22 protein-coding genes and 2 tRNA genes are annotated in these 23329 nt (G+C 61.1%); 9 read left to right on the top strand and 15 right to left on the bottom strand.

The window, feature by feature from the left end; all coding sequences use genetic code 11:
• The first annotated feature begins 219 nt into the window (after window positions 1-219).
• The 5 genes from ACNJYA_RS04790 to ACNJYA_RS04770 all read left to right on the top strand — a co-directional run bounded on the left by ACNJYA_RS04790 (window position 220) and on the right by ACNJYA_RS04770 (window position 7009).
• Complete coding sequence (locus tag ACNJYA_RS04790; RefSeq protein WP_439402133.1) at window positions 220-936, top strand: recombinase family protein; 717 nt, start codon at window positions 220-222, stop codon at window positions 934-936.
• 460 nt (window positions 937-1396) lie between these two features.
• Window positions 1397-2131 (top strand): hypothetical protein, encoded by a 735-nt coding sequence (locus ACNJYA_RS04785; RefSeq protein ID WP_439402132.1) that lies wholly within the window; start codon window positions 1397-1399, stop codon window positions 2129-2131.
• Window positions 2132-2264: 133 nt separating this feature from the next.
• A complete protein-coding gene (locus ACNJYA_RS04780; RefSeq protein ID WP_439402131.1) occupies window positions 2265-2915 on the top strand; it encodes a hypothetical protein in 651 nt (216 codons plus the stop codon).
• A gap of 302 nt (window positions 2916-3217) precedes the next feature.
• Window positions 3218-4510 carry a hypothetical protein gene (locus ACNJYA_RS04775; protein ID WP_439402130.1) on the top strand — a complete coding sequence of 431 codons (1293 nt, stop codon included), beginning with the start codon at window positions 3218-3220 and terminating at the stop codon, window positions 4508-4510.
• Window positions 4511-5047: 537 nt separating this feature from the next.
• On the top strand, window positions 5048-7009 hold the full coding sequence (locus tag ACNJYA_RS04770) for a hypothetical protein (RefSeq protein WP_439402129.1): 1962 nt from the start codon (window positions 5048-5050) through the stop codon (window positions 7007-7009).
• Window positions 7010-7368: 359 nt separating this feature from the next.
• Here ACNJYA_RS04770 and ACNJYA_RS04765 read toward each other — a convergent pair whose 3' ends face one another.
• The 13 genes from ACNJYA_RS04765 to ACNJYA_RS04705 all read right to left on the bottom strand — a co-directional run bounded on the left by ACNJYA_RS04765 (window position 7369) and on the right by ACNJYA_RS04705 (window position 17838).
• Window positions 7369-9141, bottom strand: a complete 1773-nt coding sequence (locus ACNJYA_RS04765) for a site-specific integrase (protein WP_439402128.1) — start codon at window positions 9139-9141, stop codon at window positions 7369-7371.
• Window positions 9142-9226: 85 nt separating this feature from the next.
• A tRNA-Phe gene (locus ACNJYA_RS04760) sits at window positions 9227-9302 on the bottom strand.
• A gap of 186 nt (window positions 9303-9488) precedes the next feature.
• Window positions 9489-9671, bottom strand: coding sequence for a DNA gyrase inhibitor YacG (gene yacG / locus ACNJYA_RS04755; protein ID WP_172785233.1), 183 nt, complete (start codon window positions 9669-9671; stop codon window positions 9489-9491).
• Window positions 9672-9826: 155 nt separating this feature from the next.
• Window positions 9827-10456, bottom strand: a complete 630-nt coding sequence (locus ACNJYA_RS04750) for a Maf-like protein (RefSeq protein WP_260374052.1) — start codon at window positions 10454-10456, stop codon at window positions 9827-9829.
• Between the two features lie 154 nt (window positions 10457-10610).
• Window positions 10611-11078, bottom strand: coding sequence for a low molecular weight phosphatase family protein (locus tag ACNJYA_RS04745; protein ID WP_439365583.1), 468 nt, complete (start codon window positions 11076-11078; stop codon window positions 10611-10613).
• Window positions 11079-11150: 72 nt separating this feature from the next.
• Window positions 11151-11648, bottom strand: a complete 498-nt coding sequence (locus tag ACNJYA_RS04740) for a UPF0262 family protein (protein WP_172785141.1) — start codon at window positions 11646-11648, stop codon at window positions 11151-11153.
• Complete coding sequence (gene hisD / locus ACNJYA_RS04735) at window positions 11645-12940, bottom strand: histidinol dehydrogenase (RefSeq protein WP_439365582.1); 1296 nt, start codon at window positions 12938-12940, stop codon at window positions 11645-11647. Before hisD ends, ACNJYA_RS04740 begins: the two co-directional genes overlap by 4 nt.
• 145 nt (window positions 12941-13085) lie before the next feature.
• Window positions 13086-13529 carry a DUF2948 family protein gene (locus ACNJYA_RS04730; protein WP_172785143.1) on the bottom strand — a complete coding sequence of 148 codons (444 nt, stop codon included), beginning with the start codon at window positions 13527-13529 and terminating at the stop codon, window positions 13086-13088.
• Between the two features lie 141 nt (window positions 13530-13670).
• Window positions 13671-14495, bottom strand: a complete 825-nt coding sequence (locus tag ACNJYA_RS04725) for an alpha/beta fold hydrolase (RefSeq protein WP_260381923.1) — start codon at window positions 14493-14495, stop codon at window positions 13671-13673.
• Window positions 14496-14653: 158 nt separating this feature from the next.
• Entirely contained in the window at window positions 14654-15163 is a 510-nt protein-coding gene (locus tag ACNJYA_RS04720) for a hypothetical protein (RefSeq protein WP_172785145.1), read from the bottom strand.
• Between the two features lie 295 nt (window positions 15164-15458).
• On the bottom strand, window positions 15459-15767 hold the full coding sequence (locus ACNJYA_RS04715; RefSeq protein WP_172785146.1) for an EthD family reductase: 309 nt from the start codon (window positions 15765-15767) through the stop codon (window positions 15459-15461).
• Between the two features lie 137 nt (window positions 15768-15904).
• Entirely contained in the window at window positions 15905-17611 is a 1707-nt protein-coding gene (locus ACNJYA_RS04710; RefSeq protein ID WP_172785234.1) for an FAD-dependent oxidoreductase, read from the bottom strand.
• 38 nt (window positions 17612-17649) lie between these two features.
• Window positions 17650-17838 (bottom strand): hypothetical protein, encoded by a 189-nt coding sequence (locus ACNJYA_RS04705; RefSeq protein WP_172785147.1) that lies wholly within the window; start codon window positions 17836-17838, stop codon window positions 17650-17652.
• 314 nt (window positions 17839-18152) lie between these two features.
• Here ACNJYA_RS04705 and ACNJYA_RS04700 point away from each other — a divergent pair.
• The 4 genes from ACNJYA_RS04700 to ACNJYA_RS04685 all read left to right on the top strand — a co-directional run bounded on the left by ACNJYA_RS04700 (window position 18153) and on the right by ACNJYA_RS04685 (window position 21234).
• Window positions 18153-18227: transfer RNA gene (locus ACNJYA_RS04700), tRNA-Thr, on the top strand.
• A gap of 63 nt (window positions 18228-18290) precedes the next feature.
• On the top strand, window positions 18291-18641 hold the full coding sequence (locus ACNJYA_RS04695) for a RidA family protein (protein WP_439402127.1): 351 nt from the start codon (window positions 18291-18293) through the stop codon (window positions 18639-18641).
• 850 nt (window positions 18642-19491) lie between these two features.
• On the top strand, window positions 19492-19959 hold the full coding sequence (locus ACNJYA_RS04690; protein ID WP_439402126.1) for a nuclear transport factor 2 family protein: 468 nt from the start codon (window positions 19492-19494) through the stop codon (window positions 19957-19959).
• A 297-nt stretch (window positions 19960-20256) separates the two neighbouring features.
• A complete protein-coding gene (locus ACNJYA_RS04685; RefSeq protein ID WP_439402125.1) occupies window positions 20257-21234 on the top strand; it encodes an ABC transporter substrate-binding protein in 978 nt (325 codons plus the stop codon).
• Window positions 21235-21747: 513 nt separating this feature from the next.
• On the opposite strand, the gene ACNJYA_RS04680 is transcribed toward ACNJYA_RS04685, so the two are convergent.
• Complete coding sequence (locus ACNJYA_RS04680; RefSeq protein WP_172785150.1) at window positions 21748-22224, bottom strand: Crp/Fnr family transcriptional regulator; 477 nt, start codon at window positions 22222-22224, stop codon at window positions 21748-21750.
• Window positions 22225-22528: 304 nt separating this feature from the next.
• Complete coding sequence (locus ACNJYA_RS04675) at window positions 22529-23317, bottom strand: class I SAM-dependent methyltransferase (RefSeq protein ID WP_212259506.1); 789 nt, start codon at window positions 23315-23317, stop codon at window positions 22529-22531.
• Window positions 23318-23329: the final 12 nt, after the last annotated feature.

Here is a 23329-nt window from a genome sequence, read left to right as displayed (position 1 = left end):
TTTAGGGCACGAATGTGAGATCGTCGGACGAACTTACTCATTCGACCGCCCCAGCCAATCCGCTGTTTCGAGGTCGCAACGAACTGTGCGCCTCGAAGCATCGCTACGGCTCCCCTTCGCCAACACTCATGTGTTCAAAATAAGCTTCCTTGAGTCAATTTGACTCATTGGCCGCAGCGCTGAGGCCTCTAACATTTCGGTCAACGGACGTTGTTACAAATGTTGGAGCTGGTCATGTCCTCTTCAATCAATCGCTTCGTTGCCTACTACCGGGTGTCGACTGCAAAGCAGGGGGCGTCCGGCCTTGGACTGGCCGCACAGAGGTCCGCCGTTGCTGCTTACTTGAGGGAGCAAGGGCAGGTGATCGCTGAGTTCAAGGAGGTTGAGAGCGGGCGGCGAAGTGCCAGACCGGCTCTAGAGCAGGCCCTAGCTGCGGCCCGCCTTCATCGGGTTCCTATTGTCGTTGCCAAGGTTGACCGCCTCACGAGGTCAGTCGCGTTTCTTTCGCGCTTACTCGAATCGGGCGTTGACGTTCGCTTTGCGGACCTGCCCATGATCGAGGGGCCCACGGGTCGATTCATCCTCCAACAGATGGCGGCCGTGGCGGAATTGGAAGCTGGGCTCATCTCCGCGCGAACCAAGGCGGCACTCGCGGCAGCCAAGAAGCGAGGTACCAAACTCGGAGGTTTCCGGGGAGTGTCGATTTCCAAGGCGGCCCATGAAGCAAGCAAGATTTCACGAGGAGGGATTGCCGCTCGACGGGTCCACGACCTCATGCCAACCCTCAGGGAGCTACAGAATGAGGGGGTGACATCCTACGAGGGTTTGGCTCGCGCCCTGACCCACAGGCGCATCCCTACCTCGCGGGGACACACCGAATGGACGGGGGTGCAGGTCGCTCGGGTACTGCGCCGCGGGGTATCATCAGATGCATAAAGAAACGCGCGGCCATGGGACCACCTCAGGCTCTGCTGGTCGGCCCTGAAACTGGGCAAGCCACATCCGAGGACGCAAGCCAACAGATAAAGTACATGACGTTTAGCCATGGCGGGCAGCGGTCGAGTCTTCTTCAAGCCCTCATAGCCCCTTCCCGCTTCAACCATACGGGCAGCGAGAGCACCAAGCACCGTGCCCCTCTCCCCCGGGGGGCCGTTAGGGCACAGGTGGAGGCTTAAGCCAAGCACACATCTACCAAGCTGATGCTAGGGACCTCCTACCAACAGCATCAGACATAAGCCAGGAGAAGGTACTCGCGAGAGAGGGCGTAGAGTCCCCCCCCCCCCGCGTGTACCTAGGCCGCAAGGTGAGGAGCATGTGGGGGTGTTCCTACTAAACACGAAGTTTGATTTTTGCCTGTCCGAAGCGCAGTTATACCGCAGACATTCGGGGGTGAGACTTGACTTGGCATTTCGAAGTAACACGCTGCGACGATCCTCTGATCAAGATGCACTTCGCAGCAATGAATCAAGAGGACATCGACTGTTGCTTGCAGTGGCTTCATCAGATGGAGCTCTCGGTCACAGCAGGAAAGCCGCATCCGCCCGATCGATTGTTGCTGGCCGGCTTGCCCCGGGGGTCAATTCGGGAGGCCGCAACGGTCGAGATAAATGGCCATGTTTATATTGCGTTCGCCGTGAAGGGGCGCACACGGCGCCTTGTAGACTTGGCAACATTTTGTTGCATGCGCCTCATGGCTCTTCCCGGCCGCGATTGCGAATGGTGGTTCGATCGGTCGACCCTAAAGAATCTTCCCGAGGATAGGCAGCGATTGTATCTGCGTTTCACGCGCCGGCACGGAATCTGGGCGCTGCGAATTTTCGCTGATGCCCGCCTTGGTACAGTCATCCGACAAAAGTCGATCACAGCCTCAAGTGATCATTGGGGTCACAAGGACCTGCGCCTAATCAACATGTATCGAACGACACGGGAGCAGGAAGTCGCGCGGGGCAAGGCGCTGCGCGAGCCGTTCAAGGGAAGAGAGCTGGCTATAGAGGCATGCCTACAAAACTTTGGAGAGGGGCCAAGTGGAATTTCACTCAGCGCCAAGGAATATGAAGGCGCTCTGAGGCGTGCCTTCGCACTGCTTGATCGTCTGCACGCCCACCAAATAGAAGATCGAACCCAGTCCTAGCACCATGGAATCCATTTCTCGCCGCCTGATCTCTCGTCAGGGTTTCTCCGATCGTTGCGCTATCCCTGGCTGCCGTAATCCCAGTATGCGGGCTTCGGGGCTTGGTCTCGCACTTTTCCACTGCCGAAAGCACGTGGAACATAAAGCTCGTCACGGATCGCACTGGCATAGGACGTACAGTGCAGCGGAACTAAAGCCATACCTCGCTACTGCAACCTCGCACGTTCGGCTTCAGGCGGAATCCGATCGGTTCATCAAGTCGGCACTCAACGCCATCGCGCTGCTCTTAGAAGAAGCCGGTCCTACCGAGATTGCCACGCGGCTCAGGGGCATGTCGGCAAACAGACGGGCCCGCATCGCATTAGCGCGGCTTCGTGTCGCAGGAATCAAGCCCGAGCGCTTCGTCGCCATCGTTCTGGCCGTCACGGCATTGATCGAGGAGGACCCCGGCTCTCACCGGACGAAGGAGTTTCGCACGGTTCAAATCGCAAAGGCTTTGCATCGCCTTGCAAGCGGCTACCATCGCGTTTGGGAACTTCCGGACGAGAGGGGGCGCCTCAGAAAGGTCGCGGAACTCCACGCCTTTCCCAGGTCGTCTGGGCCGGTGTTGCGACTGATCGGGCGGGCCGTCGAGCAGCCGTGCGAATGGGTGGTGGAAAAGCACCTTTCGGCCGTCCTCGCCCTGAAGGTGAAACGGTATGGACGCCATCCCGTACTCCGCAGAGCAGGCCTCGAATATTTTGCAGTGACAGGTTCTCGCACGGCACATCTGGTGGGCAATTAGCGGTACGCACATGTTGGGGCATCAAGCCGGTCACTTTGAGCACCGAAGCCCATCAACGGATAGGAGACGACATGGGTAAACGATCTAAGCTAGACTTCGAGCGGACCCCAAAGGATTTATTCTTGAAGTTAGACGGCATTGTAATTGCAAAGCGGGGTCAGCCGGGCTCTGCTCACGCAAAAAGTTGGATACCGTTGGAGCCAGGATACGAAGTTATCGACGCCCAAGACGGAGATATCTTGGTGCGTTGTTCTGCTGTTCGGGTTCACTAAGAGGATAGGCAGCACGTCCGGCCAAATGCCATGGTTACACGGATTAATGGCGCACTTCATGCACGGTTCGACCCGCAACTGCGGGCAAAAGCGCCAGAGCTAGAAAACGCCATCAAGGCCTTCATTCGGCATCTGGTCGCGTATGAAGCCGAGCTCGGCATTCGCTCTCGCGCCCGCAAAGATAGCGACCAGCGCAAGTTCGCAATCGCCGTTGAGGCCGTCGCCTGCAATCTCCTTATATCAACGTTCCTCGAGGTCGATGCGGCAATTGCCGTTCCACTCGACAACAACATGATGTGGGGTGCAAACCGCTACCGGAACCTAGTCTACGGCCGGCACTTCCTCGTCCTGTTTGATCTGTTGGAGCGGCTGAAAGTCCTCAAACGCGTCACAAAAGGGTATCGGTTCTCAAAAACGGCTAAAGCTCCGTCTCTCTTCAAGATAACCCTCGATCTCGGGAAACACTTTCCGAAGGTGACTCCGGCCTCCTTCCGCCGTGAGCAAGAGCCGGAAGTTCTCATCCTCAAGTCGGGAAGAGACGATGACGGCAATGCGACCTTGATAAACTACTCAGAGAGCCAGAAAACGAGGACGCTTCGTAGGCAACTCCAACGTATCAATGATTGGCTCCTGAATGCCGATATCGAATTGATTGGCAGTGACGCCGCTGCCCGGTTCGGCAAGGAGGGCGAGGTCATCGCCTCCTATCGCCGGACGCTCCGCAGGACCTTCAATAACAAAAGTTGGCAGCAGGGCGGCAGGCTTTCCGGCGGCTTCTGGATGACTATGCCTCGCGAGGATCGCTTCCGGCAGATACGCGTGAACGGCATGCCGGTGGCCGATGTCGACTACCAACAACTCTTCCCCCGTCTCGCCTACGTCCGCGCCAGAGCACCGCAGCCTACCGGAGATCTTTACGATGTGTTGGGAGACGGCACCGGACGCGACGGCTTTAAGCTACTGCTCAACGCTTTGCTGTTCACGCGAGGCCCCCTGAGGCGTTGGCCACGCGATTGCAGTCCATTGCTTCCCCAGTTGAACCTCAAGCAGGCTTTGGCACTGCTAGAGCAAAAGCACGAACCGATTTCTCGGCTGTTTGAGACCGGCATCGGATTTGAACTGATGTTCGCTGAAAGCCAGTTGCTGATTGCAGTAGTGACGCACCTCTTTGAGAGCGGCATCCCAACTTTACCCCTTCATGATGCCGTGCTCGTTCCTGGACCGGACGCCGCCGCTGCCAAGGCCGCGATGGAATACGCTTTTTGCTCCAGCACAGCGCAGCCCCGCGCGTTCGTGAAAATCGATTTTGGCCCAGTAAAATAGGCATCTTGAGCTTACGCCTCTGCTAAAGGACTTGGGGGGGAGCTTATCGGGACGCCTTGGAGGAGCTGCTTCAAGCTGTCCCTTAGGAGGATGGTGCCAACCGGACCATCACCCCCCCAAGCCCGCCCTGAAGGGTCTCGACTGCGATGGAGCACTCTAAGTAGACGCCGCCATCGCCACCCTCGAAGCTCTCTTCCTGGCCTTCACTCATGCCCCTTTTAAGGTGGCTTTCGGGTGACGCCCCGCCTGAACTAATTAAGAGGGCTACATCCTAACGCTGTATCTCCACGGAAGGGGTGACCCCAAGGCTTCCGTCACGGAGCTTTGGAGCAAGCCACAAGGGCCGAGGGCTAAGAAGGTCATCACCCCTATCCGCATAAATACGGGCCAGCACCATGGCTCGCGGAAAGCGAGATGCTGTAAAGCAGCACCAGCTCACATTGCGACGATTTGCCGCGCACGCATCCTCCTGGTTGAGCGCTCAAAATTGAGAGTACGCTACCTAAAGTTTTAACATTCCAAATTTTGAGAACTCTCATGGGCAGATTTCTGATTGCTCTTCTTATCAACATCGTACTGGTTAGCACTTCGTCAGCACAGAAGCCGGTCTCTCCAAACAACACTCTCCAAGAAGCTTTAAAGAAGAAAGTTGTCCGAGTAGGAGGAGGCATTACCAAGCCTCAAGATGCCCTCGATGCAGCTTACAGAGAAGTCTCCCGAATAAAGCAGATAAGTCTAGCCGTTGCCTTAGATCAAGACGCCTTGGGGCGGGCGCTGAATGCTCAGATCGGCGCAGCTGACAAGCGATTTTCCGATCTACAACTTGTGCTCGATCGCCAACTGATTACGGCGACCCTTCGATACGCTGGGGAAGCGGAGATTCAGGGCTTGGGAAAGGTTGGAGCTAAGACAAAAATCCGTGCTCACTTTGCACCGGCCGTCGATTACGTCGAACAGGCTGACGAGCCGGCTCAGTTTCGATTGAGACTCGCCGTTCGTGAACTCGAACTGCAAGATGTCACTATAACAAGAAATCAGAATCGAATTCCCATTGTCGGGGGCCTCGTTGATGCTACGGCAGAAGCGCTTGCTGACCAAGTTCTCAAGGCAGCGGCATTATTGCTTGGTGCTCTCGAGTTTCGCGCTCCCGCCGGGGTCGTATCTGCGCTACATCTAAAGAAAAAGGATTCTAAGAAGCAAATCGTTAGCTGGGAGCCAGAGAAGCTGCCTCTGCAATTGAAGATCACTGCGCTAGCTTTCATTGCTGATCAGGGGCGTTTTTTCGTTCTCGCCCAAGAGGGCGGCGAGGCGCAGGCCGCTAAGTCAGAGGCGATAACACCTGAGAAATTGAGAACTGCAGTCGCTACTCTGCTAGCCAAAAGCAACATCTCTTGGCTGCGGGATGGCGATTTTTCGATTTTTGTGAATGCTGAATTGCCAACGAAAATCGTGGCGCAAGCAATGAGCCGTGGGCCAATTTGCATGAATGCGAGTGCTCCGGAATTTCCTGCAAAGTTCGGGAATAAACTCCAGCTGCCGCCCACGGAATCGATCGACTGCAGCCCTCAGAAGGATTGCACGCCGAAGGGCGGCTGCGATCCGAAGACTCCTTGCGATCAAACCAATAGTTGCCATGCATGCTTGCTTCGTGTGTTTGGCAGATGCCAGAGGAGAGGCAATGACCCGATCTGCGAAGCACGTAAGGTGGCAGCCAGGAATCTTTGCGAGGCGCAAAAATCGGCGAAAATCGCTGCGTGTGAAACTCAACAAGCTGGAGAAAAGTTAAAGTGTGAGGCGCAGAAAACCGGGGAGAGGCTAGCTTGTGAATCATTCAAAGGTTTGTACGACGGCGTGCGCAGAACTGGCAAAGAATACGCCAATGTTTCAAGCAAGGATCTTGCGATCGCAGGAAGGGCGACAATTTGCTTGACGGAGGCTGCACTCGACCCGGTCTCGCTGCGCTTGACGGCAAAACTGACAATCGCTGGGTCAGCCAATGCTAGAGGCACAGTCTCCTTTATGCCGCTGAATATAGGCCACGTCGTCTGTATCAAAGAGTACAGCAAAGGTCTCAACCTGACCGCAACAGTGCCCCCTCAAAGTATTCAAATCGACACCACAGTCCGCTTGGTAAGCGACTCTACCAGCGCAGGCGTTGACGTTAACGTTGCGAATCCGGTCCGCGTTCTGGTTCCATTTGACGCTTTCGTCACGGAATTGGCGAGGGACGATAACTTCACTATAAGCTGCCCAATTCCAAGCACGGCGGCCAAGGTGAGGGTGGCGACACCTGACAGGTGGTGGCCGAGAGAGGCACGCGGCATCATTGACAGAGAAATTCCGTCAACTGCTCTCGACTTGGACGTTGTACAAAAGCCAGTAACGGCGACTGGCCTCCAACTGACAGGGAAGCTGAAGAGAACCGATAAGGGCTTCGGCGGCACCTTCAAGGCTACCAGCGTTCAGAAGATTGCGGCTTCTGGGAGCAATCAGTTATGAGGTACCTGCTTGCACTGTACATCTTGGCGCTGTGGCTAAGTCCAGCAGAAGCGGCGAAAAAATACTGGTACTGCGTTGTCAAGCCGGAAAGACCGCCACGATGCGAGACCTGTTGGTCCTATGTTGGAGGGGAGGGCGGACGCGTCTCGTGTGGCGTCACCGTCGGTCCAGGATCGGTGCGCTATGGCAAATGTGAAGAACGACGAAATGAAAGTCGCTGCTGGCAATAGTGAAGCCATCGTGGACGCGCTAGTCTGAAGCTACGCGGTTTTGACGTTCGAGCCGGGTGCCCGCTGTGGGTCACTAGCGGGAACGCTCTAACCAATCACACTGCTCTCCATATCACCGATAATTGAACGTCATATCTTGTAGCGAGGATATTTGGCGAGGGCAGCCGCTTGATCCTCAAGCTCGACACCATGATATCCATCCGCCACGGTGCGACCTTCAAGAGCGTGCCCGGAGATCACATCAAGCGTTCTGCGGTCAATGCCAACTCTTACGCCAACAGGCTTGAAGCGGTGCCTCCAGCCGTGGTTCGGCGCAACACCCTTATCCGGCACTACTGCACGGGCAAACTCCGCAAGCCTATTTTTGACGCCCTGCAGTGGTCCAAGCACGCGCCCCTGTTCGTCGCCATCCTGGGCAGGCCGCAGGAAAAGATGACCAGGACGTGCGGCCCTTACAAATTCCACAAAGCCCATTTCAATCAGGTGAGAATGCAGAACCACGTCTCTTGCTTCGTTCGTCTTCACGGTGCCTGCTTCGGGCGTCACCGTGAGGTACCAGATTTCCCGCCCGTGCGTGTGCAAGTCCTCCTTTCGCAACTGAGCCATCTCACCGACACGAGCTCCTGTGTATGCCATGAGCCATGGCACCCAGCGCTTGGCTGCAAATGTCTCCGGCATCTCTCCACCGCGCTTGGCCCGGAGACTTGCGGCGAGAATTACCCTCGCCTCGGCGTCCGTGAAGGCCTTGCTCCGTAGCTTCCGAGGCTTTGCAGCTTTAAGCGCGACACCTTCGGCGGGATTGGTGTGCATCTTCCCATTTGACACCGCCCATCCAAACACCGCTTTGAGCCCCGAGAGGTCATTGTCCTTCACTGTCTTGGCAGAGATCGGCTTCCCAGTGCGGGGATTGATGGTTGCTAGACGGTGATCCTTGAAACAAATCACATCGCCTCTAGACACGCGGCTGCAATCATCGTGACCGAGGAACGCAACGAAGGCAGCCATCGAGTTACTGTAACTCTCGTGAGTGCTGGGCTTTAGGTTGCGGGCCTTTGCCTCCACCCACCAGCCCTCAACCAACGCGGTCAACGAGCCTCCCTTTAGGACCGGGTGCTTTGTGGGGGCATTGTCCTCGCTCGGCGCAACCCAAGCAGGGAAGCGCTCTGACTTCGGGTCGGGACTGTAGTCGCCCCGAGCATTCCGCAGGCGGACCTCAAAAGCATCACGTAACGCCAGCCAAAAAGCTCTCAACAGCAGACCCCGCGACGCGGTGTCAACCCGTCGAATACCTTCAGATAAAAGCAAGCGATCGACAAGGCGCCCCAGATGAATCTCAAGTGTAGAACTCTCCGGGCACGGATCGGCGGGTGGAATATTGTCGAGATCAAGTGGGACCCGCAGCGGTTTCGCCGCGTCTGTCTCATGCTTGCCCATGGTCTCCAGCCGCACAAGACGCATCAGCGCCGCCTCGAAGATTACAGCATCGTCCTCGGGGTCGTGCGGCACCGGATGCATCTTGCCATCACGGCCCTGCTCGACTGCATACGTGCGTTCGCGTCCCTCGCCCGCGGCCCATCCCCTGTAGAGCCGTCCGGCCAAGGCCGTCGCCTGAGCGTTGGTGAGGGAGGTAGGACTATCATCCCGGAAGGCGCGGAGGATGCGCTCAAGGTACTGATCGGCCGCCGCGATCCTCGCTTTGACCTCCGCCGGCTCATCGGCTCTTAGGGAAAACCGGATGGCCTGAGCACGGGGCGAGATCGTCACCGCATGCGTGTCCTCACCGAGCGGAAAATACAGTGTGCGACCAACAAGCCGCTCCCGCACGTCCACCGGAATCCGTCGCACATAGAGCTGAAACCGTGAACCATCGCGCTTCATTGGACGCACCACCCGATACAGCATGTTGCTCACCGTTGTTACACAGTCGGGCGAGCGCAAGTCGCTGTAAGGGCTTAACTTATTGAAGGATAAGGAACCTTCAAGAGGATGGTGCCCAGGGGCGGAATCGAACCACCGACACTGCGATTTTCAGTCGCATGCTCTACCAACTGAGCTACCTGGGCGTGCTCCAAGAGAGGGGCCAAAGCCCATCGAGCGGGCGGTTTATAGTGGGCCGAGAGCGGCCTGTCCACCCGGCTTCGCCAAGTGGCTGCGCCGGGCGCGGCCCTTCTGTGCACAACATCGGGTGGGGTTGCTGCGGCGGGTGCGGGGCACCTCAGGAAGGCCATTAAGGCATTGATATAGATTGATTATTCGACGTCATCCGCCTCGTCGTCGCGGCCGGGGATGACGTAGGAGCCCTTCAGCCAGCGGTTCAGATCGACGTCGCGACAGCGCGAGGAGCAGAACGGGCGGGTGGCCTGCGTCTGCGGCTTGCCGCAGATCGGGCAGGTTCTGAGCGAGCCCGTGGGCTTGGTGACCTGGTTGTCCATGGGTGTCGGCAGCTTACGCGGGGTGACGGAGTTCAAGAGTCTGTCGGGAAACGGGTTCCTGGCGCAGCCGCACATACGCCGCTGCGCGGACCGGCCGGGCCATTCTACTGTGCATGGGGTTGTTTTCGAGGTTTTTGTCGGCGCCTCACCGGGGCTCACACCGCGGTGGAGTTGAGCCAGCCGAAACGGATCGGGAAACCCTCGCCGCCGAGCAACGTGGTGGTTTCGTAGAGCGGCAGGCCGACCACGTTGGTGTAAGACCCGACCATCTTGACCACGAAGGACCCGGCGATGCCCTGCACGGCGTAGCCGCCGGCTTTGCCGCGCCACTCGCCCGAGCCGATATAGGCCTGGATGTCGTCCTCGGAGAGGCGCTTGAAGCGCACGCGGGTCTCGACCAGGCGCTGGCGGAACGCTTCGCGCGGCGTGACCAGGCAGATCGCGGTGTAGACGCGATGGTTGCGGCCCGAGAGGAGACGGAGGCACTGCGCGGCTTCGTCGACCAGATTGGCTTTGGGCAGGATGCGGCGGCCGACCGCCACCACCGTGTCGGCGGAGAGGATGAAGGCGCCGCGCAGCTCGTCGTCGAGCTGCACCGACTTCAGCGCGGCGTCGGCCTTGGCCCTGGCCAGCCGGTTGGCGCAGGCGCGCGGCAGCTCACCCCGCTTCGGCGTCTCGTCGACGTCGGCCGGGCGGAGCGCATCCGGCTCGATGCCGGCCTGGTTGAGCAGCGACAGCCGACGCGGCGAACCGGAGGCAAGTACGAATTTGGGGCGGCCGAGCATCAGGTGATTTGGGGGATGAGGCAGGGGTGAAATTGCGCGCGGAACCTATCGGAAGGGGGCTGATTTCACAACCCGGGAACCCGGACTTTGCTGATTCGAGGGTTCCGACATGCGTGCACTCACTCTGTGACGCGGGTGTTACGGCCGCCGCATGCTACCCGCTCGCCGCGCCCACTTTCGCAAACCGCCGGCGGATGCGCATCAGGAGCTGATCGCAGACCTCGCGATAGGCAGCTAACTTCTGGTCGCGGCTGCCTTCGATGGTGGTGGGATCGTGCGTCGGCCAGTATTCGACCTCAGCGGCGAGCGTTCGCGTCAGCTCCAGCGCCTTATGGTGCGCCTCGGGCGAGAGCGTGATGATGAGGTCGAAATTCAGCCCCTCCCAATCCTCCAGCTCCTCGAAGGTCTGCGGCTTGTGGGCCGAGATGTCCTGGCCGAGCTCGCCCATCACGGCGACCGCGAAGGGATCGAGATCGCCCTTCCTGGCGCCGGCCGACTTCACGTAGAGGCCTTGCGGAAACATGTGCTGCAACAGGCTCTCGGCCATCGGCGAGCGCACGCTGTTCATCGCACAGGCGAACAGCACCGATTGCGGATCGCGTGCGCGTGGGGGCGCAGCCATCGCTTACGCTCTTTTGTTTTTGCGCATGATCCGATCCGAAAACCGGTTCCCACTTTTCGGGATCATGCGCGCTCACCCCTTCCAATGAAGGACGGTAATGAGCGTGAACAGGCGGCGCGAGGTCTCGAAGTCGACCCGCACCTTGCCTTTCAGCCGCTCCTGCAGCGTGCGCGATCCCTCGTCATGGATGCCGCGGCGGCCCATGTCGATGGCCTCGATCTTGTCCGGCGTCGCGGTGCGGATCGCCTGGTAGTAGCTGTCGCAGATCATGAAATAGTCTTTCACGATCCGCCGGAACGGCGTCAGCGACAATAGATGCGCGACGACAGGCGTGCCGTCCTCGCGGCGGATGTCGAACATCAGCCGGTTGCCGGTGATGCCGATATGCAGCGTGAACGGGCCCTTGCCCTCCGCACCCTCGGGCGCGAACAGGTTCTGCTCGATCAGATCGTAGATCGCGATCGCCCGCTCGTGCTCGATGTCGGGCCCGGAACGGCCGATCGAGTCCTCGTCGAGCGTGACGCCGACGATGCGATTGGTCGAGTCGTCCTGTTCGGGCGGCTTTGTCATGACAGATTGAGGCGCAATCCAATCGAGCGCGAATGGGCGTCCAGCCCCTCCGCCTTGCCGAGCGTCATCGCGGCCGGCCCCAGCGCACGCAATTGATCGGGTCCGCATTTCAGGATCGAGGTGCGCTTCATGAAGTCGTGCACCGAGAGGCCGGAGGAAAACCGCGCCGAGCGCGCCGTCGGCAGCACGTGATTGGAGCCGCCGACATAATCGCCGATCGCCTCGGGCGTGTGCGGTCCGAGGAACACCGCGCCGGCATTGCGGATCTTCGCGGCGAGCGCGTCGGGATCGACGGTCATGATCTCGAGATGCTCGGCCGCGATGGCGTCAGCGAGCGGGATGGCGTCGGTGAGGTTCTTCACCATGATGACAGCGCCGAAATCGGCCCAGGACGCGCTGGCAATTGCGGCACGCGGCAGCGTCTTCAGCTGCGCTTCCACCGCCTTTTCGACGTCGGCGGCGAGGCGCGCCGAGTCCGTGATCAGGATCGACTGCGCGCTGGCGTCGTGCTCGGCCTGCGCCAGCAGGTCGGCGGCGATCCAGTCGGCATTGCCGGTGTCGTCGGCGATGACGAGCACCTCCGAGGGGCCGGCGATCATGTCGATGCCGACCTTGCCGAACACCAGCCGTTTGGCGGCAGCGACATAGGCATTGCCCGGGCCGACGATCTTGGCGACCGGCGCGATGGTCGCGGTGCCATGCGCGAGCGCAGCGACGGCCTGCGCACCGCCGACACGGTAGATCTCGGTGACGCCGCCGAGATGGGCGGCCGCCAGGACCAGCGGATTGAGCTTGCCGTCCGGCGAGGGCACCACCATCACGAGGCGCGACACGCCGGCGACTTTCGCCGGCACTGCGTTCATCAGCACCGATGACGGATAGGCGGCCGTGCCGCCCGGCACATAAAGGCCGGCGGATTCGATCGCGGTGTAGCGCCAGCCGAGCTCGACGCCGAGCGGATCGGTGAAGCGCTCGTCTTTCGGCAACTGGCGGCGGTGATAGGTCTCGATGCGGTCGCGCGCGAGCTTGAGCGCATCCAGCGTCGCAGGCTCGCAGGCCTTCACGGCGGCCTCGATCTCGGCGGCGGAGACGCGCAACGAGGACGCATCCAGCCTCAAGCGGTCGAACTTGGCTGTCGCTTCGAGCAGGGCGGCATCGCCGCGCCTGGCCACATCGTCGACGATCGCGCGCGCGGCGGCCTCCACATCGGCCGAAGCCTCGCGCTTGGCGGCGAGGAAGGCGGCGAATCGCTGGTCAAAATCGGCGCTGCTGCGGTCGAGGCGAACGGGCATGTTTCGCTTGGCTTCCGGCTGGTCTTGAGGGGCGGGTCGGCGCACCAGGTCCCTGCTCAATGGCGCGGCGGGGAAGCTGCGTCAACCCTCGGGAGGTGCCGTTCGGGCCAGGGCCGGAGCCCATTCGGCTGGTATACCGGCCGCTTCACCCCTCCCCCTCGACTCCCGTGCCCAGCGTGTCGGCGCCGAGGTCGGTCAGCTCGCATTCCAGGCACTCGACGTCCAGGCGAATGGCGCCGCCCTGGGCGAACAAAAGCAGGGCGCTGCCGCCGGGCTCCTCGGCGCGGCCATCCTGGGGGTGAAATTCAATGCCGACGAGATCCAGCACCTTGTCCGGCGCGGCGAGGTCGATGTTGCGCGACTTGCAGGCGAGCACACGGTCGAAACGCAGTGCGGCGACCAGCCGGCGCGGCTCGGTCTCGCCCTCCAATGTCTGCTCCCAGTCCAGCCGGCTCATTCCGACCACAAGCCGCTTTTCGCCCTGACGCCAGATGATGTCGGACGCCTGGACACGGGCGTCCTGGACATGGGTCGAGATCACGGCGAGATCGTCGGCGTCGAGCGCAATCAGTTTGAGCTGGGGCGACATCGCCGGCGCTTCTCCTGAAGTGGACGGGGCTCAACGCGCGCGAGCCCCGAAATTTCCACTCAAGTTAAGCCCTCGCCCGTCTCGCCGCTACGCAGCGAGCCACCCTTTCCCCACAACAAGGGGGAGAGGGTCCGTGAAGCCTCACTCCTTGAAAAACGCCAGGAGATCCGCGTTGATCGTCTCGGCATGCGTGGTCGGCATACCATGCGGAAAACCCTTGTACGTCTTCAGGATGCCTTTCTTCAGCAGCTTGGCCGAGAGCGGCGCCGAGTCCGCATAAGGCACGATCTGGTCGTCGTCGCCGTGCATCACCAGCACCGGGACGTTGATCTTTTTCAGATCCTCGGTGAAATCGGTCTGCGAGAACGCGACGATGCCGTCGTAATGCGCTTTCGCACCGCCCATCATGCCCTGACGCCACCAGTTTTCGATCACCGCTTCCAGCGGTTTCGCGCCGGGGCGGTTGTAGCCGTAGAACGGGCCGGCGGCGATGTCGCGGTAGAACGCCGAGCGTCCGGCGGCGAGCTGGGCCTGGAAATCGTCGAACACGCTCTTCGGCAGGCCGCCGGGATTGGCCGCGGTCTGCACCATCAGCGGCGGCACCGCCGAGAGGATCGCGGCCTTCGCGACGCGGCTCTCGCCGTGGCGGGCGATGTAGTGCACGACCTCGCCGCCGCCGGTGGAATGGCCGACATGGAGGGCGTTCTTGAGGTCGAGATGCGCGGTGAGCGCGGCGAGATCGTCGGCATAATGATCCATGTCGTGGCCGTCGGCGACCTGCGCCGAGCGGCCGTGGCCGCGGCGGTCGTGCGCGATGACGCGATAGCCGCGTGTGACGAAATACATCATCTGCGCGTCCCAATCGTCCGACGACAGCGGCCAGCCATGGCTGAACACAATCGGCTGGCCCGAACCCCAATCCTTGTAGAAAATCTCGACGCCGTCTTTGGTGGTGATGATGGGCATGGTGGGGGCTCCTTTTAAGCTCGAGTCATTCCGGGACGCGCGTTTAGCGCGGACCCGGATTCTGGAGATTGTCAAATCGAGATTCTCATGTGCGCGATTGCGCACCTGAGTTCATCGCTGCGCGATGCCCCGGAATGACGAATGGCGCGCACAAACGGTCAGGCAAGCGCCATGGGCTTGTAGCGGCGCCAGGCGCCGATGGTCAGCACGACGAAAAACACCAGCACGATGCCCTGGACGACGGCGAACACCGGACCCGATGGCGGCGCCGGCGGCACGGCGGGCGCCAGCGCGGCAAGCGCGGGCACCTTCAGGAACGACTGGATCACCAGCACGAAGACGTTGAAATAGAGCGAGATCATCGCGGTCACGATGTAGACCGGGCGCCAGACGCCGGCGAGCTTCATGCCGTAGAGCGCAAAGCAGGCGACGGCGAGCAGCAGCAGCGAGATGATGCCGATGATGTGCGAGGGCAGCAGCTCCTTGAACGGAAACAGGAAGCCGGTGGCGCTGGTGAGGATGGTGAACAGCAGGAAGATCGCGGTCAGGCCCGGCATCGGCTTCGAGCCGAGCAGGCCGAACATCACGACGAGCCCGGCGATGATGGCAATCAGGCTGATGATGACATGGATCAGCGTGAGGGCGGGCAGACTCAACCCAAAGATCATGACATCTCTCCTACTCTCCGTTGAGGTGACGAGAGTAGTATTACGATCCTCATGGGATTGCCACCTGCGTTGTCGTCACATGCATGAGCGCAGCCATGCGTGATCGTGCGAAATCGAAGAACGCATGGCTGAACTTTTTGCAGCGCTGTCACAAACGACGGCAGCTTGGTTTTGGGGCCCGTATGGAGCGAAGCGAATTCCGACAATCGTGCCACAAGCAATCGCGGCCCCGGATTGCGCTTCGCGCCATCCGGGCTACGAGCTTGCAGGATTCAACGAAAGTTGAATCGATCCCTCACACGTCCTTGGTGTCGAAGATCAGGATGTCGGCGCCGCCGCTGGCGAATTTCGGCACATCAGCGCCGGTCGCCTTGCCTTCCGGGCTGGCGAAGGCGGCCTGAACGTCGGCCACGCTGTCGAAGGTGAGGATGGCGACGAGATGGATTCCGGAAGGACCCGCGGGAGAGGCGACCGGCCCCTTGCTGACGGCGTAATTCTTCAGGCCGGGAAGTTTCTTGGCGAGCGGAATGTGGGTCTCGGCATAGTACTTGTCGAAGGCGGCAGCATCCTTGGGTGTCTTGTAGAGCACAACGACTTCAGCCATTTAGTCCTCCCGTTGAATCCTTGTTTTTTCCGCGCGCGATTGGCCTCGCGACGAGGGGATAGTCTGTAGTTGTCGGCAAGATGGCAAGCCGGATTCGGCTTGCCATTCCCTTGTATTGTCCTTGCTCTTGTCCTTGCCTAAAGCGCCGGTTTTGCGGCATCGCCGAGATAGCCGTGCAGGGAGGCGACGACCTGCGCACCCTCGCCGATGGCGCCGCCGACGCGCTTGACCGAGCCGGAGCGGACGTCGCCGACGGCGTAGACGCCGGGCACGGAGGTCTCCAGCGGCGCCACCAGCTTGCCCTGGTTCTGCTCGGACTGCGCGCCGGTCACGACGAAACCACCGCGATCGAGCGTCACGCCGCAACCGTCGAGCCAGGACGTGGCGGGATCGGCGCCGACGAACAGGAAGAGATTGCGGATGTCGGCGGAATCCTCGTCATCCGACAGCCGGCTCTTCCAGCGGATGCGCCGCAGCAGCGACGCCTCGTCGCCCTCGAGTGCGGTGATCTCGGTGTTGAACATCAATTCGATGTTCGGCGTCGCTTCGATGCGCTCGATGAGATAGCGCGACATGCTGGCACCCAAGCCTCCGCCGCGGATGATCATCAGCACGCGTTTGGCGTGGCCCGACAGGAACACGGCCGCTTGGCCTGCCGAATTGCCCGCACCGACCAGGGCGACTTCCTCGCCCGCGCACAGCCGCGCCTCCACGGGCGATGCCCAGTACCAGACGCCGCGGCCCTCGAACGTGTCGAGGTTGGCGATGTCGGGGCGGCGATAGCGTGCGCCGCTCGCGACCACCACCGAACGTGAGCGCAAGGGATCGCTGCCCTCCAACGCCACCGAAAATGCGCCGTCCTTGCGCGTGCAGTCGAGCGACTTCACCGTGACGGGAATCATGATGTCGGCGCCGAACTTCTGCGCCTGGGTAAAGGCACGCGCGGTCAAGGCCTGGCCGGAAATGCCGGTCGGAAAGCCCAGATAGTTCTCGATGCGCGCGCTGGCGCCGGCCTGGCCGCCGAAGGCGCGGGTATCGAGCACGGCGACCGACAGCCCTTCGGACGCTGCATAGACCGCGGTGGCGAGCCCGGCCGGTCCGCAGCCGACGACGGCAACGTCGTAGATGCGGTCGCCCTTGGCGCCGCCGATCATGCCGATGGCGCGCGCAAGCTCGGTCTCATTGGGGTTGCGCAGCACCGCGCCATCGGCGGTGACGACCAGCGGCCAGTCTTCGGGCTTGGGCGAATAACGCGCGATCAATTCGGCGCCGCCGCGTTCGCGATCGGGATCGAGCAGATGATGCGGCTGGCCGTTGCGGGTGAGAAAGCCCTGCAGCCGCACCAGGCCGACGGAGTTCGACGGTCCGATCAGCACGGGACCGCCGACGCCGCCCTGGATCAGATTGACCCGGCGCAGGATCAGCGCCCGCATGATGCGCTCGCCGAGGTCGGCCTCGGCGACCAAGAGCGCGCGCAGCCGGTCCGGCGGCAGCAGCAGCGTCTCGACCTCGCCCTCGGCGCGGCCGTCGACCAGCGCCGGCTGTCCCGAGAGCTGACTGAGCTCGGCCAGGAATTGCCCCGGCCCCTGGTCGATCACCGGGATGACGTGACCAAGGCCGTCGCGCTGGCTGATGGCGACATGGCCCTTGAGCACGACGAACATGCCGGGCCCGGGCTTGCCGGTCTCGAACAGCAACTCGCCGTCCACATAGGTGCGGATTTCGCCGAAGTGTCTGATCCGTTCGATCTCGGCAGGCGTCAGCGCCGGAAAGGTCTGCTCGGGGCGGGTGAACCGCACCAGCTGCGCTTCACGGTCGGTTCGTTGTGTCTCGTCCTGCCCCATGGTCACTGCATGCACTCCAAATTTCCAGCCGCCGGCTTTCAACGACGGATCTTGCCGGCGGCCCCCTCATTTAGGGAACCATCCTCATTCTGCGAGGGGTCGGTGCTTGCGGCGCGTTCGCGCGCCTGCACCTTCCGCCGCTTCAGATTTTCGCGGAGCGCCGATTTCAGCCGGTCGTCCCGGGACGCCCTCGCCTGCCTCGCGCTCTTGTCAGTCTCGTCAGCCATCGCGGCTCCATCACAGCAACCGGCAGCAGGATGCCATCGAAGTGTGGCAGCTCAAGAGGCAACGCGATACGCCCATGTGAGACGCGAGATGGATCGAATCCGCCCCCAGGCCAACTGACCTCTTGGGCAGGGATACCAGACCCCGAATCGGCGTGAAGTCGGTCAGTTCAGGCGAAACCGGGCATTTTGGCGCCGATATCGGCCCGATTTTCTCGTATTGGCGCGGCTAGCAAGCTTGCGCAGGAGGGGGGCTTGTGGCAGATATCGGCCCGCTTGGTAGGCCCCTCGGGCGGCCGATTCTTGTCCCAGCACATGCTGCCGTAGCTCAGTGGTAGAGCACTCCATTGGTAATGGAGAGGTCGACAGTTCAATCCTGTCTGGCAGCACCAGCTTTCCTCATCGACGCGAGCCCTCCGCCCGGCAGCGAGCCCGCAACAGCCACGGATGCCATCGTGATCACACGTTCCCTGCCCTATGAAGGACTGCTCCACGAGATCGTCGAGCATAATGGCGTGCTCTATCTCGGCGGCATCGTCCCTGAAGATGCCGGGCTCGACATGGCGGGCCAGGCCGACGATGCGCTGCGCCAGATGAAGACCCTGCTCGAGGGGGCCGGCTCCGATCTGTCCTGCGTTCTGCAGGTGACGATCTTCATGGCTGACCTCACTGAGAAGGCCGCGTTCAACCAGGTGTGGAAGCGCTATTTCACCGCGGAGCATCTGCCGGCGCGTGCCGCGATCGGCGTTGCGGATCTCGGCCCGGGCGTCAAGCTGGAGCTGACGGCGGTCGCCGCCCGCCGCTGATCCTTCGACCGACGGGTGAGGTGAGCAAGCCCGATCATTCCTGCGTTTGCACATGAAGCCGCGCTCTCGCAACGCCAAGCGTCCGAGTTTTGCTGTGTTCCTTGACCCTCTTCTGTGAAGAGGGCGCAGGGAAGGCCGGGTGCCGGCTGGCACCCATGATCCGCCGCGCGAAAAAATTTGCACACGCAAATGCGCAGGCGGGACGACAGGTGGGCCGGAAAACACCCGGCCTTCCCTGCGCGATGGTTTGACGGCTTATGCCTGCTCTCCCCGGAGCCGAGTTCCTTCTGGCCTCCGTCACCTCGCGAATTGATGCTTCCAGGCCCGGTTGAGCCCAAAACCATCTCCGCAAGGCTTGACCGTAGCAACGACGGTCAGGACCACACGGTTTTGCCGTACGCAGCTTCCGGCTCCGCCAAGAGGCTTCGCCGGATGTTGGCGCCGTCCGTTCCGCACACCGACCAGGACTGCACGAGGTTCATCTCGCCCTGGTCCCGCCACGCGTGCCCGACGCAGCCGCGTCCACCGCACCCTGGCCCTCGTTCGTGACGACGTACGATCGCCCCTCTCCTTGGACCGGGATGCGCGATGGATACCGCAATTCCGAATTTCGGTAAAGTAGAATGTTTTTGCAGAAGGGGATTGACGGGGTTTGCGTAGAGGGGTGGTGTTTTGCCCGACGGGTTAGAAGCGCTGCGGTCGATCTCGGGTTTTGACCGGATGGGGAAATCCTACCACCGGCCATGCCGCCTGAAATCACGTGGTCTTTGGACCCTCGTTGGGGTAATTTTCTGTTGCAACTGATCATCGCGAGCGGATCATTTCGCCGCGGCATCAAGGGAGGACGATCATGACCTTCCGTGCACGAAGTCATCTTGCTTTCTTCGCTTCATTCTTGCTCCTGACTACGGCTGACGCGGTTCGCGCGGGCAGCGAGGACGAAGTGAAGGCTCTTTTCACAAGATTTGTTGCCGCACAAAACGCTCATGACCTCAAGGCGGTTGGTGAGCTTCTGCAAGACTCGGCTCAGTTCCTGTGGATCACGCGTGGCGCCCCTGTCTGGGGTCACGCTGCAGCAATCAAGCGCTTCGAGACCCTGTATCAAGGCACTTGGTCCCTCGACCCGAAATTGGACGAACTGAAGGTCATCGAATTGCAGACGGGGGTGGCGCAACTCTATGTGCCAGTAACCTTCATGATTTCACCGCCTGGACAGACTACGCAGCCGACACGGTTCCTGATGAATCAAGTGCTGGTGAAAACAGGCGACGGTTGGAAGATAACAAGCATCCTTCCAATTCCTGCGCCTCAGCCATAGACCAGATTTATTCGTCGCATGCAGCTCGTAGGATGGGTAGAGCGAAGCGAAACCCATCAATGCGCTGCTCGGAGACGAAAGATAATGGGTTTCGCAAGTGCTCTACCCATCCTACGCACTGATGGTTCTATGTTCGATGGAGCGCGCCCGTCCTTGGTGAACGACCGGGCGGCTCATGTCTCTTTGGTCCTTGGTGGGCATCGCTTGAAGTCGGCTTGAGCCCCGAATCGGACGTTGAGCAACCCTGTGGCACGACGTAAGCTCTCACCCAGTTCGCTGGCTGAGGAGAAGGCGCTTATGAAGAGGCGCGACTTCATGGCAGGGTTGGGACTTGCGACTGCGCTCCCTGCTGCTTCACGAGCCCAACAGACATTCCCGACCATCGGTTTTCTCAGCACGCGTTCGCCCGATGAAGCCGCAACGCACACCAATGCTTTCAGGCGCGGCCTCGAAGAGATGGGTTACGTCGAGAACCGTAACATAAAGATCGAGTATCGCTGGGCGAAGGGTGACTACGGCAGCTTGCCGTCCTTCGCCACTGAATTGGTCAGCCATCCTCTTTCGTTGATTGTAGGAGCGGGTGATCCCGCTGCCCGCGCGGCCAAATCGGCGACCTCGGCGATCCCCCTTGTCTTTCTCGTTGGCGACGATCCCGTTCGCGCGGGCTTGGTGACGAGCATGAACCGCCCGGGCGTAGCAACTGGCGTGAACTTCTTCACAGGCGATTTGGGCGGCAAACGCCTGGAACTCATCTGCGCGATGGTCCCCACTGCCGGCGTCATCGGCTTGCTTGTCAATCCACGCTTTGGGAGTGAGGTTGTCGAGCAGCACCGGCAGGCGGTCGCCAACGCGGCCAAGTCCCTTGGGCGCGAACTTGTCGTGCAGGCCGGGACGACGGATGCCGAACTTGACGCGGCTTTCGGCGTGCTTGGCAAGGCTGGCGTCAAGGCTTTGGTCGTGCAGAACGATCCATTCTTCGACTCCCGGCGAAGCCAGATATTGGCACTCTCATCGGAGCATCAATTGCCAGGCATCTTCCACATTCGAGAGTTTCCGGCCGATGGCGGCCTGATGAGCTACGGCGCCAGTCTTTCCGATACGTATCGCCTGCTCGGCGTCTATGCCGGCAAGATCTTGCACGGCGCGAAGCCCGACAATCTTCCGGTCTTGCGGCCAACGAAATTCGAGCTCGTGATCAACATGAAGTCGGCCAAGGCGTTTGGGCTTGCAGTGCCACAGTCCGTCCTTGTCGCATCCGATGAATTGATCGAATGACTTTGACTGGGCCATGCCAAGCTTCGCCTCTAGGCGGGCCAAGGGATGCTGGCCAGTCCAAAGATCGCACCTTCGCGGACGTCCGAGGAGCCGGATGTTTGACTGTGCCGCTCAAGCCTGCGGCCGTTGCAAACTGTGCTGGCGCGCCTTTTTGAAAAGCTGCGGTCACACGGCACGTTGACCCCTCATTTCATGGTGATAGTCTTTCAGCTCGCGGCCTGTCCGGGAGGACACAATGGGATGGTTCGACCGCCTGTTTGGAAGATTGTCGGAGCCGACGACCCCTCTCTTTGCGAGATTTCGGCGGAAATCGAAGGCACCGACCGACCCTGATCTTCTGAAAATTGCCAAAGACCGGAAGGGGCATGTTTCCCGAAGGGCCGTCAGGGACGAATATAATCGGCTGGTCCTGGAGAAGTACGCGCACGACAAGTCGTGATGCGAGGACCCGTCGAGGCCAATCTCGGTGGCGAAACGTGATGGGTTCCCGACGGCTCTCTCTCTTGCGCACCATCAATCGTCGCCATTCACCTGCAGTGCCGCGAAGCGATCATCGGCCCGGCGCAGCCGCCGGCACAGCTCGCGATTGACGTTCTGCAGGACGATCACGTAGGCGTGGATGTCGGCCTTGTAGCAGGCATAGAGCTTTTGGGCCGTCAGCTCGTACAGCACCGTCGGTGCCTCCGCGACCACCGTAGCGGAGCGGTTCTGCATTTCGATCAGCGTCATCTCGCCGAAGAAATCCCCAGGCTCCAAACGCGATATCGGGATGACGCCGCCCGCATGGGTCCGCTTGCTCACCGCGAGCCGGCCGGACTTGACGATGAACATCGAGCGCCCCGGCTCGCCCTCGGCCACGACGGTCGCGCCCACCTCGAAGTCGCGCTCGACCAGCATCGAGATCAAGAGGTCAAGGCTTTCGTCCGAAAGGCCACCGAAGAACGGCGTCGCCAGCAGGAACGCTTTCAGATCGGGGGACGTGACGAGCATTGCGCGAGGTTACGCCCGGTCGATGGCTGCGGCAAGCTAAGCGGCGCAGCCAGGTTCCGTCATTGTGAGCCAACGGGTCCGCGCGAAGCGCGGCCCGATGACAGGCTCCGCGAAACAATCCAGGAATGTGCCCGCGGAAACAGCCTGGATTGCTTCGTCGCAAGAGCTCCTCGCAATGACGCGGCGAGAGATTTTCGCCTCTCAACTCTGGTCCACTGCCGCGCGAAGCGAAACCCATCAGGCTCGTTCGGTGGCGGAGATGATGAGTTTCGAGAAGTGCTCTACCCGTCCTGCACAATGCGGGCTATTTGGGCCGGCGCCCCCTGATCGCGTGTGCGCGCGCACTGCAGGTGATGCGACCGTCCGCATGCGCCGGCAGGGCCGCACGCACCCGCGCGATGAGCGTCTCGACGTCTGCGGGCCTCATCGCGGCAACGGCAGGCCGGAGCGCGGGGGACTTCAGACTGATTGCCCAGAAGTCGTCGAAACCCGAAAACGTCCGTTGCACCGTGATCTCTCGCGTTTGCACGTCCTCGAGACCTGCTCCTCGCCACAGGTCCCGCAACGCTTCCATGCGAGAGGCGTCCATCCGTGGCGGGCGGGTTGCCGGAATGCCCATCGCCTTCATCTCGTCGTAGATCGGGTCGAGCGGAAAGCCGCCACCCAACATGTCCCACATATACGTCATGACCGTACCGCCGGGGACGACGACCCGCACCATTTCGCTGACGCCCCTGGCGGGATCCGGAACGAACACGAGAACCAACGCCATCACAGCCGCATCGAAGCTGCCATCGGCGAAAGGAAGTGCCATCGCATCGCCCTGGTGAAACTTTGCCACGCGCGCCGCAGGTCGCGTTCGCGCAAAGGCAAGCTGCTCTGCCGAGGGATCAATGCCCTGGACCTCGACGGGGCTGCAGCGCTCGACCAGGAGTTCGGTGAAGGCGCCGTTGCCGCAACCGATGTCGATCCACCGCAAGCCGGGAGGAGGTGCCAGCCAATCAAGGAATATCTCGCCGGCGAACCGGCTCCAGATTCCCATCATCTGCTCGTAGGCAGCACCGTCGTCGAAGTGAATGGTCTGCTCTGCCATGTCGAGATCCTC

The sequence above is a fragment of the Bradyrhizobium sp. BLXBL-01 genome, assembly GCF_051853025.1.
GTDB lineage: Bacteria > Pseudomonadota > Alphaproteobacteria > Rhizobiales > Xanthobacteraceae > Bradyrhizobium.
The sequence above is the reverse complement of the archived record's forward strand: the minus strand, read 5'-3'. Positions and strand labels throughout refer to the sequence as shown.

What these genes read in the sequence shown, in the direction of transcription:
- ACNJYA_RS04790 (WP_439402133.1), top strand. Translation starts at nt 220, where the DNA reads ATGTTGGAGCTGGTCATGTCCTCTTCAATCAATCGCTTCGTTGCCTAC.
- ACNJYA_RS04775 (WP_439402130.1), top strand. Translation starts at nt 3,218, where the DNA reads ATGGTTACACGGATTAATGGCGCACTTCATGCACGGTTCGACCCGCAA.
- ACNJYA_RS04770 (WP_439402129.1), top strand. Translation starts at nt 5,048, where the DNA reads ATGGGCAGATTTCTGATTGCTCTTCTTATCAACATCGTACTGGTTAGC.
- ACNJYA_RS04765 (WP_439402128.1), bottom strand. Translation starts at nt 9,141, where the DNA reads ATGCTGTATCGGGTGGTGCGTCCAATGAAGCGCGATGGTTCACGGTTT.
- yacG (WP_172785233.1), bottom strand. Translation starts at nt 9,671, where the DNA reads ATGGACAACCAGGTCACCAAGCCCACGGGCTCGCTCAGAACCTGCCCG.
- ACNJYA_RS04750 (WP_260374052.1), bottom strand. Translation starts at nt 10,456, where the DNA reads ATGCTCGGCCGCCCCAAATTCGTACTTGCCTCCGGTTCGCCGCGTCGG.
- ACNJYA_RS04745 (WP_439365583.1), bottom strand. Translation starts at nt 11,078, where the DNA reads ATGGCTGCGCCCCCACGCGCACGCGATCCGCAATCGGTGCTGTTCGCC.
- ACNJYA_RS04740 (WP_172785141.1), bottom strand. Translation starts at nt 11,648, where the DNA reads ATGACAAAGCCGCCCGAACAGGACGACTCGACCAATCGCATCGTCGGC.
- hisD (WP_439365582.1), bottom strand. Translation starts at nt 12,940, where the DNA reads ATGCCCGTTCGCCTCGACCGCAGCAGCGCCGATTTTGACCAGCGATTC.
- ACNJYA_RS04730 (WP_172785143.1), bottom strand. Translation starts at nt 13,529, where the DNA reads ATGTCGCCCCAGCTCAAACTGATTGCGCTCGACGCCGACGATCTCGCC.
- ACNJYA_RS04725 (WP_260381923.1), bottom strand. Translation starts at nt 14,495, where the DNA reads ATGCCCATCATCACCACCAAAGACGGCGTCGAGATTTTCTACAAGGAT.
- ACNJYA_RS04720 (WP_172785145.1), bottom strand. Translation starts at nt 15,163, where the DNA reads ATGATCTTTGGGTTGAGTCTGCCCGCCCTCACGCTGATCCATGTCATC.
- ACNJYA_RS04715 (WP_172785146.1), bottom strand. Translation starts at nt 15,767, where the DNA reads ATGGCTGAAGTCGTTGTGCTCTACAAGACACCCAAGGATGCTGCCGCC.
- ACNJYA_RS04710 (WP_172785234.1), bottom strand. Translation starts at nt 17,611, where the DNA reads ATGGGGCAGGACGAGACACAACGAACCGACCGTGAAGCGCAGCTGGTG.
- ACNJYA_RS04705 (WP_172785147.1), bottom strand. Translation starts at nt 17,838, where the DNA reads ATGGCTGACGAGACTGACAAGAGCGCGAGGCAGGCGAGGGCGTCCCGG.
- ACNJYA_RS04690 (WP_439402126.1), top strand. Translation starts at nt 19,492, where the DNA reads ATGACCTTCCGTGCACGAAGTCATCTTGCTTTCTTCGCTTCATTCTTG.
- ACNJYA_RS04685 (WP_439402125.1), top strand. Translation starts at nt 20,257, where the DNA reads ATGAAGAGGCGCGACTTCATGGCAGGGTTGGGACTTGCGACTGCGCTC.
- ACNJYA_RS04680 (WP_172785150.1), bottom strand. Translation starts at nt 22,224, where the DNA reads ATGCTCGTCACGTCCCCCGATCTGAAAGCGTTCCTGCTGGCGACGCCG.
- ACNJYA_RS04675 (WP_212259506.1), bottom strand. Translation starts at nt 23,317, where the DNA reads ATGGCAGAGCAGACCATTCACTTCGACGACGGTGCTGCCTACGAGCAG.